This window comes from Aeromonas sp. QDB20 (genome assembly GCF_027707805.1).
Lineage (GTDB): Bacteria > Pseudomonadota > Gammaproteobacteria > Enterobacterales > Aeromonadaceae > Aeromonas > Aeromonas dhakensis.
This window is the reverse complement of record NZ_JAPCJC010000002.1, coordinates 415,661-424,501: the sequence shown is the minus strand read 5'-3', so window position 1 is coordinate 424,501 and position 8,841 is coordinate 415,661. Positions and strand designations below refer to the sequence as shown.

General features: G+C 57.3%; 8 protein-coding genes. 4 read left to right on the top strand and 4 right to left on the bottom strand.

The features are described from left to right. Positions 1-43 precede the first annotated feature (43 nt). Both PG897_RS03740 and rdrB read left to right on the top strand, forming a co-directional pair. Entirely contained in the window at positions 44-448 is a 405-nt protein-coding gene (locus tag PG897_RS03740) for a hypothetical protein (protein ID WP_270828743.1), read from the top strand. Between the two features lie 34 nt (positions 449-482). Beyond that, positions 483-2,969 (top strand): antiviral RADAR system adenosine deaminase RdrB, encoded by a 2,487-nt coding sequence (rdrB, locus tag PG897_RS03735; protein WP_270828742.1) that lies wholly within the window; start codon positions 483-485, stop codon positions 2,967-2,969. Positions 2,970-3,038: 69 nt separating this feature from the next. Here rdrB and PG897_RS03730 read toward each other — a convergent pair whose 3' ends face one another. Beyond that, entirely contained in the window at positions 3,039-4,445 is a 1,407-nt protein-coding gene (locus tag PG897_RS03730) for a DEAD/DEAH box helicase (RefSeq protein ID WP_268028706.1), read from the bottom strand. 324 nt (positions 4,446-4,769) lie between these two features. Here PG897_RS03730 and PG897_RS03725 point away from each other — a divergent pair, with 324 nt between their 5' ends. After that, entirely contained in the window at positions 4,770-5,591 is an 822-nt protein-coding gene (locus PG897_RS03725) for a substrate-binding periplasmic protein (protein ID WP_270828741.1), read from the top strand. 87 nt (positions 5,592-5,678) lie between these two features. Here PG897_RS03725 and aroC read toward each other — a convergent pair whose 3' ends face one another. Together aroC and prmB are read right to left on the bottom strand one after the other, a co-directional pair. Next, a complete protein-coding gene (gene aroC / locus PG897_RS03720) occupies positions 5,679-6,767 on the bottom strand; it encodes a chorismate synthase (RefSeq protein ID WP_010634057.1) in 1,089 nt (362 codons plus the stop codon). Between the two features lie 12 nt (positions 6,768-6,779). Beyond that, on the bottom strand, positions 6,780-7,715 hold the full coding sequence (gene prmB / locus PG897_RS03715; RefSeq protein ID WP_005300587.1) for a 50S ribosomal protein L3 N(5)-glutamine methyltransferase: 936 nt from the start codon (positions 7,713-7,715) through the stop codon (positions 6,780-6,782). Positions 7,716-7,780: 65 nt separating this feature from the next. Between prmB and smrB the strand changes: the two genes are divergently transcribed. After that, complete coding sequence (smrB, locus tag PG897_RS03710) at positions 7,781-8,305, top strand: endonuclease SmrB (RefSeq protein ID WP_017764564.1); 525 nt, start codon at positions 7,781-7,783, stop codon at positions 8,303-8,305. A gap of 112 nt (positions 8,306-8,417) precedes the next feature. On the opposite strand, the gene PG897_RS03705 is transcribed toward smrB, so the two are convergent. After that, positions 8,418-8,828: an SRPBCC family protein gene (locus PG897_RS03705; RefSeq protein ID WP_017764565.1), complete on the bottom strand. Its 411-nt coding sequence runs from the start codon at positions 8,826-8,828 to the stop codon at positions 8,418-8,420. Positions 8,829-8,841: the final 13 nt, after the last annotated feature.

The window sequence follows — 8,841 nt, the reverse complement described above, 5'->3', positions numbered from 1 at the left end:
ACCACCAATCAGCAGTTGGCCACCTCTCGCCATTCATCCATGAGTGTCGCACTTATTATCTGAATTCCCGGAACACCCTATTTTTGTTAAATTTGACGATAAAAAAACCTCCTCGAGAATAACTAACCAGTCAAACTGGACTTCACCATCACCAAGGTCGACCACCAAAAAAAATGGGCAAGCAAAGAAAAGAGCAAGTGAAAGACAACAAAGTGATGCTAAAACTGCTGTTAAAAACCTCTTTGGCGAAATGAAATTAAAAGATGTTATCTCATATATAGAAAACAATTTGAACTCTGATAAATATAGCAAGGTGGTTATTTACTCCCTCTATGAAAAGCTTGTCAATATATTTGGTGATGTTAACAACTTACATAAAGGAGCGGACATTGTAAGATTGTATGCTGCGTTGGATTCCAAATTTAAACAAGGCAGTTTAAATGCTTAGTCTATCTACACATATTATAAGTTCCTGTGCCCCCTTGGCATCAGATAGACTACTGGATGTTTATCTAAGATCTGAGCTTGACGTCAAATGGTCAACACAATACCGCCTCGCACTACAAGATTTTCAATCCTATCTGCCGGGAAAAATACGCGAGGAAGATATAAAGCCGGCGCTATTGCAATGGTTGGAGTCGACGGAGCAAAAAGCGGATCTGGCTCAACTGCTCAGCAAGCTAAGCGAGCACTATCTCGACTGGTGCGGCGACCGGTTTGAAGTGAAACATGGTGATCTCGATAACTGGCTCTCTCTATTAACGCAGGTTGACTCGGCCTGGATAATAGGTGCCGGTTATGCCCATTTACTCAACCACGGCATTCTCTCTGCCGAGCAGATGATTGAGCTCGCTCGCACCCAGTGTATCAGCGCTTTACCCAAGCGCTTTGATGGCAAGCCTATTGCCGATAATCATGTGCATCTTGGTGGCCACGGCCACCATAGCCTTTCATTGGCCGATTTTGCGCTGAATTATAAATACCCATCCAGAAAAGAACTCGACAATAAAAAATGGCCGAGCCGCCAGGAACATTCACTCTTTAACAGTGGTCATAGAAATAAAAATCATCTACCTGTGCTATTTCATGCTATCTATGCGCAGCTCGTCACGGAGCTGTGGAGTGATAAGCAGAATAAAAATCCACCAGCACGGGTGGACTGGGAACACTTGGATCTTTATCTTGCCAAAGAGCAAACACCAATTATCCGCTATGACATTGCTGATTCTCTTTCCCAGCGCCTGCTGCAAGCTGCGCTGGATGAGAAGAGTACGGGTCGTTGGCTGTTATTAATTATTGCACTGCTCCTTGCCTCCCAAAAACTAAATCAATATGGATTGCTCTCCAGCTTTATTCTCTGTGCCAACATATTAAGAAACTATATGGTGGTCTCCGGTGTCGGACTGGGGGATTTTGTCAGTTTTTTTGGGTTCTCATATAGAAAACCCACTTCAAACACCATAAATTACAAATCATTCAGCCTATTATCCGATCTTCCTGACAATCACTTCAGAGAGTTTAGAGTCGGCCCTGATGACATCATTAAAAACACAGTTTTATGGGCTAAACAGCTATTAAATAACAATATTCATAACCGGGTTCATTTTGTCGCACACTTCTCTCGGCAAAATCCTAAAGAAATCAAAGACCGCAGATATTTATCATCACGCGAATCTTTTTTTCAAAAAACCCGTGATCTGCAGCATTTTTTTCACTCCGTCACTCTGGATTCAGCGCGCATTCCGGTAATCCCCTTTCCCGACAGCACCCGGGTCGATCTTCGGGCACTGCTGCGCGGAATTGATGTTGCGGGAAATGAAAACCACCTTCCTATCGAGGTGTTTGCACCGGCGATCAGAGTACTGAGAAGTGCGCTTTTCCCCCAGCACTATCCGATTGAAAAGCGCTTACGCCAACCCTTTGTGACTCTACATGCGGGAGAAGACTTTGCTCATATTTTAAGCGGAATGAGAACCATCGATGAAGCCGTCACCTTCTGTGATTATCGCCCGGGTGATCGCATTGGCCATGGATTGGCGATTGGCATTAATCCTTACGACTGGGCCAAGCGCCAACATAGTTGCTACCTCCCCATCAGAGAATATCTGGATAATCTCGTCTGGAGTTATCAGCGTGGTCTTGAACTGGGCCATCAGGTATCGACATTTCAAGCCACCTTGCTGCGTATTCAGGAAAAAATCCGGATCTACTCACGGCTTGTTTATAACGAGGAGTACTCCCCAATCCAACTGCATCAAGCATGGCTATTACGACGTAACTGCCCGGATATGGTGAATAAAGAGCATGGTGTCCTTGGGCTGGAAAAGCCGCTCTGGTTACCCGATTGGGCCAAGCTGCAGAAATGCGCAGACCTTGATTTGAGCAAACAGCTCGGTACACCAGAACAAGATATTTGGCGACATTATCTCGATGAAAAACCCGCCAGTAAAAAGGAGGAGTGGGTTCACATCCAATATCATCCAACATTGCCGGTTACCAAAGGCCTTGCCGATATGCCAACCCTTGCTGACTCTCGCAAAGATTATTTGACGGATGAAGATCTGGAGTTTTATGAGGCACTACAAGATCTGATGCTGGAAAAGTTCAGCCAAAACCAGTGGGTGCTTGAGGCCTGCCCGACTTCCAACCTCTATATCGGCCGATTGGAGAGCTACGAAGAGCACCCCATATTCCGCTGGAGCCCGCCGACAACGGAGGCTTTGCAAGCCGGTAACAGCGCAAATCGATTCGGTCTGCGCCGTGGGCCGGTCAGGGTCTGTATCAATACCGATGATGCGGGCCTCATGCCCACAACCCTTGAAAACGAACACAGGATCATCAAGGAGATCGCCATTACTCACTACAAGGTAAGCGATCAAGGTGCTACGACGTGGATAGACTCGATACGACAAACCGGCGTCGATCTTTTCAAATCCAATCACCTCGACTGGATCCAGCAAGGTATTTAATGAAAAAGCCCCGCCAGACTGGCGGGGCTTTTTACATCAACCGAGCGAGGGAGCAGGCTCCCAGGCCGTTTACTGGTTGTGAGTAGCGCGACGGGGACGACGAGCCTGGGCCGGTTTGCCGGCACCATCGGCCGGACGCTGGCCACCCTGGGGCTTGGGCTTGCCGCCGTTGCCAGTGCGATTGCCACCACCGTTACCACCGGCGCCATTGCCGGAGCGACCGGCACCTTGACGCTGGCCCTGGCCTTGCGGACGTGGCGCACGGCGCTGCTCGCTCGGATCGCGCGGCTCTTTGCGCAGCGGCGCACCGATGCCACGGGCGATGTTGTCGAGCGTCTCGCGGGAGGCTTCGAAGCCGGCCACCTGCTCGCAGGGGATGCTCTGCTTGGTCAGCCGCTCGATGGCCTTGATGAGCTTGCCCTCGTCTGCCGCCACCAGGGAGATGGCGTGACCGGCGGCGCCGGCACGGCCGGTACGGCCGATACGGTGCACGTAATCTTCCGCCACGTTTGGCAGCTCGAAGTTGACCACCTGGGGCAGCTTGTCGATGTCGAGGCCGCGGGCAGCGATGTCGGTCGCCACCATGACGCGCACGCTGCCATCCTTGAAGCCGGACAGGGCGCGGGTACGGGCCCCCTGGCTCTTGTTGCCGTGGATGGCGGCGGCGCTGATGCCGTCTTTCTCAAGCTTCTCGGCAACCCGGTTGGCGATGTGCTTGGTACGGGTAAACACCAGCACCTGCTGCCAGTTGTTGCTGGAGATGAGGTGGCTCAGCAGGGCAATCTTGTTGGCCTTGTCGCACGGGTGCACCAGCTGCTCGATGCGCTCGGCGGTGCTGTTGCGCGGGGTCACTTCGATCACCGCCGGGTTGTCCAACAGGCCAGTGGCCAGCTCGCGAATTTCGTCGGCGAAGGTGGCGGAGAAGAGCAGGTTCTGACGCTTTTTCGGCAGCAGAGCCAGGATGCGGCGGATGTCGCGGATAAAGCCCATATCAAGCATGCGGTCCGCTTCGTCCAGCACCAGAATTTCCACTTCGTCGAACTTGACGGCGTTCTGGTTGTAAAGGTCCATCAGGCGGCCCGGGCAGGCCACCAGCACGTCCAGACCACGGCGAGTCGCCATCATCTGCGGGTTGATGCTCACGCCGCCAAATACCACGTGGCTGCGGATCGGCAGGTGCTTGCCGTAGTTGCGCACGCTCTCGCCCACCTGGGCGGCCAGTTCGCGGGTCGGGGTCAGCACCAGGGCACGGATGCGATTCGGGGAGACCTTGCGCTTGCTCTCGGTCAAGCGTTGCAGCATCGGCAGGGTAAAACCTGCGGTCTTGCCGGTCCCGGTCTGGGCTGCCGCCATCAGATCACGGCCAGCCAGTACCGCCGGGATCGCTTGTTGCTGAATGGGAGACGGGGTGTCGTAGCCTTGCTCGGCAACGGCACGCAACAAGGGTTCGGCCAGACCGAGGGAAGTAAAACTCATAGTTACCTGCTAGGGATAGGGGCGCCGGGGATCCGTGATGGGGCTCCTCTGCTGAGCCGATGCCATCTCGCCAGATCCGGGCCTGTTGAGAACACAACGATTTCCCCGGGGAGCAGAGCAAAGGGGAAAGAATAGGGGCGCAGTCTAACGGAGTTATTGAGGAGAAACGAGAAAAATGTGATGTTCCTCCCAGCATGTTTGCCAAAAGCCGGTCACCGTCCCGCCGAGAAAAGCCGTTCAAGAACTCATTCGAATCAGGCTATGCTTGATGCCAGACCATGGCGACGCCGCCGCGGCGATCCTGCAACAAGGAGGTTCAGGTTCATGCGTGTTCATTTTCTGTCTGCCGGCCGGTACTGGCTGTTGCTGCTGATGCTTGCCCTCACTCTGCCGCTGCAGGCCAACACCAGGTTGTCCGTCGCTTGGGGCCACTGGCCACCGTTCAGCTACATCAATGCTCAGGGGACGCTGGATGGGCTGGACGTGAGCCTGACCCGCCAGATCCTGGCCCAGGCGGGGCTTTCGCCCCGCTTTCGCAACCTGCCCTGGGCCCGGGCCCTTCATCTTATAGAGCAGCAGCAACTCGATCTCGCCATGGGGGCGCTCGATACGTCGGAGCGGCGCGCCTTCGCCCGCTTCTCGGCCCCCTATCGGCGCAGCACCTTTGTGCTGCTGAGCAGCGATCCCATCCCCGGTCAGCGTGAACCCTGGCAGGATGTGCAGAGCCTGCAGGGGCTCTGCCAGCAAAGCCAGCTGCGCCTTGGCAAGCTGCGCGGCACCCGGCCGACCCAGCTGATGGCATCCTGCCCGGCCCTGAAACAGGCGAGTGAATACAACAGCGACGATCGGCTGATCGATCTGCTGCTGGCCCGCCGCCTCGACGGCATCATCGTCGAGTGGCAATACGCTCGTTACCGGCTGCAACAGCTGGGGGCCGACGGTTTTATCCACTGCCAGCTGCTGCTCCACCACCAGCCGGTCAGCCTGATGTTTGCCAACAGCGCCATCGATGACGACACCCTGGCCCGGGTCGATGCGGCGATCGCCAACCTGCCGCCGGCAAGCGGCAACCCCACCCTGCCCACCTGCCGGCTCGACAACCCGGCGGCCGACACGTCCCCCGGCCCAATCGCCAATAGGGGATGAATGGCCATCAAAAAGGCGACCCTGAGGTCGCCTTTTCATTTTGTCTGCGGTAGCGCCACCCGATCAGCCGAGTGGTGAACAAGCCGATCAGCGCAGCTGCGGAGTATGCGTCAGCACGCCCTGGTTCTGGGCACGGTGGCGCAGCAGGTGATCCATCAGCACCAGGGCCAGCATCGCCTCGGCGATGGGCACGGCGCGAATGCCGACGCAAGGATCGTGGCGACCCTTGGTGATCATCTCGATGGCCTCGCCTTCGGTATTGATCGTTTTGCCCGGCACCGTGATGCTGGAGGTGGGTTTGAGCGCCATGCTCACCACGATATCCTGACCCGACGAGATGCCGCCCAGAATGCCGCCCGCATGGTTGCTGGCAAAGCCGGCCGGGGTCATCTCGTCGCGATGCTCGGAGCCCTTTTGCTCCACCACCGCGAACCCGTCACCGATCTCCACCCCTTTCACCGCATTGATGCCCATCATGGCGTGAGCGATGTCGGCGTCGAGACGATCGAACACCGGCTCACCCAGACCCACCGGCACATTGCTGGCGATGACCTGCACCTTGGCACCGATGCTGTTGCCCTCTTTCTTCAGATCGCGCATGTATTGGTCGAGCGCTTCCAGCTTGCCCGCATCGGGGAAAAAGAAGGGATTCTGCTCGATCTGCGCGGCGTCGAAGGCTTCGGCCTTGATGGGGCCGAGCTGGGAGAGAAAACCGGTGATCTCGATGCCGTGCACCTGTTTCAGGTACTTCTTGGCAATGGCCCCCGCCGCCACCCGCATGGCGGTTTCACGGGCGGAGGAGCGACCGCCGCCGCGATAGTCGCGCTGGCCGTACTTCTGGTGATAGGTGTAATCGGCGTGGCCCGGACGGAACAAGTCCTTGATGTCGGAGTAGTCCTTGGAGCGCTGATCGGTGTTCTCGATGAGCAGCCCGATGGAGGTGCCTGTGGTCTTGCCCTCGAACACCCCGGAGAGGATCTTCACCTCGTCCGGCTCGCGACGCGGCGTGGTGTAGCGGGAGGTGCCGGGCTTGCGCCGGTCCAGATCCCCCTGCAGATCCGCCTCGCTTATCTCAAGCCCCGGCGGGCAGCCGTCGACCACGGCGCCCAGCGCCAGGCCGTGGCTCTCGCCGAAGGTGGTAACCCGAAAGAGTTGGCCGAAACTGTTCCCTGCCATGCTTGCTCCTGCTTAGCTCTTGTAAATCGCGAAATGGTCCTGGTACTGCACCAGCTCGGCACGGGTCATCACGAACACGCCGTGACCACCGTTCTCGAACTCCACCCAGGTGAAGGGCACGTCAGGGAACTGGGCTTCCAGATGGATCATGCTGTTGCCCACCTCGACCACCAGCACGCCATCGTCTTTCAGGAAATCGGCGGCATTGGCCAGCAGGCGCTTGGTGAGCTTGAGGCCATCGGAGCCGGAGGCCAGCGCCAGCTCGGGTTCGTGGCGAAACTCGTCCGGCAGATCCGACATGTCTTCGGAGTCCACGTAGGGCGGGTTGGAGACGATGAGATCGTACTTGTCGCCGACCGGCAGATCACGGAACAGATCGGAGCGGATCGGAATGACCTGCTGCTCCAAGCCGTGATCGTTGATGTTGCGCTCGGCCACGTTGAGGGCATCGACGCTGATGTCGATGGCATCCACTTCCGCTTCCGGGAACTCGTGGGCCATGATGATGGCGATGCAGCCGGAGCCGGTGCAGAGATCCATGATCCGGGTCGGTTCGTCTTTCAGGAAGGGGGCGAAGCGGTTGGCCACCATCTCGGCGATGGGGGAGCGGGGAATGAGCACCCGCTCGTCCACGTAGAACTCCCAACCGGCATACCAGGCCTTGTTGGTCAGGTAGGGGGCGGGAATGCGCTCCTGCACGCGGCGGATGATGAGCTCGGCGATGCGGTGCCGTTCGCTGGTGGTCAGGCGGGAGTGGCGCATGGCCGGATCCACGTCCGGCGGCAGATGTAGCGCGGGCAGTACCAGCTGCACGGCCTCATCCCAGGCGTTGTCGGTACCATGTCCGTAGAAGATCCCGGCGTCGTTGAAACGACTCATGGCCCAGCGCAACATGTCCTGGATGGTGTGCATCTCGGCAACCACCTCATCGATAAATATCTTGTCCAAATCCACCTCCAAGTCGAGTAATATCCGGCCCGAGAATTCTATACAGCGAGCAAGACGAGTACCTGATGAAAAAAACGCCCTCACCGACAGACGAGGAAACCCTGCTGTTCCGCGATGCGATAAAAGGTACCCGGAAAATCAAGCAAGATACCATAAGGGCCGAGTTACGCCCGGTCAAGCAGAAACGCGAAATGCGTGAGAGCCGCGAATCCCTTGGGGTTGACCACTATTTCAGCGATGAATACCAGCCCCATCTGGAAGAGGATGGACCGACCCGTTACGTGCGCGAAGATGTGTCGAAATTCGAGCTCAAAAAGCTCAAGCGCGGCAGCTATCCGCCGGAGATCTACCTGGACCTGCACGGCATGAACCAGCAGCAGGCCAAACAGGAGCTGGCGGCCCTGCTGACTCTCTGCCGACGCGAGAACATTCACGTCGCCTCCGTGATGCACGGCATCGGCAAACATATCCTCAAGCAGCGCATCCCGAGCTGGCTGGCCCAACACCCCAATGTACAGGCGTTCCATCAGGCCCCCCGCGAGTGGGGCGGTGACAGCGCCATCCTGGTGCTGCTGGATATCGAGGAGTAACGCCTTCGCGCTACCCGCCGGCAACGCCAGCGGTATGAGCCCCACAATCAGGGCGCAATAAAAAACCACCGACGTCTGGCGGTGGTTTTTTATTGGTACTGGCACCTCTCCCCTAGCCTGCCGCCTCCACGTAGCGCTTGAAGTTGTCGAGGATCCCCTGCCAGCCCGCCTGCTGCTGAGCCGGGGTGTGGCTCGTCTCGGCATCGAAGGTCTCCTGCACCCGGGTGCCGCCCGCCTCGCTCGCAAACCGCACATCGACCTCGCGCCCGTCATCCATCAAGAACGAGAGGCGGGTCGGCGCCTCCACCCGGGTAAAGGTGCCGGTGAAATCAAAACCGGCGCTGCCGTCTTTGGCGGCCATGTGATGGCAAAAGCGCCCACCCACCACCAGATCGACCCGGCTGCTGGTGGTGTGCCAGTCGCTGGAGGCCGCATTCCACCTGGCGATGCAGTCTGGATCGTTCCAGGCCCACCAGACCGCCTCTATCTCCTGCTCGATATGTGCCTCGATGCTGATCTTCATCTCGCCCTCCCTG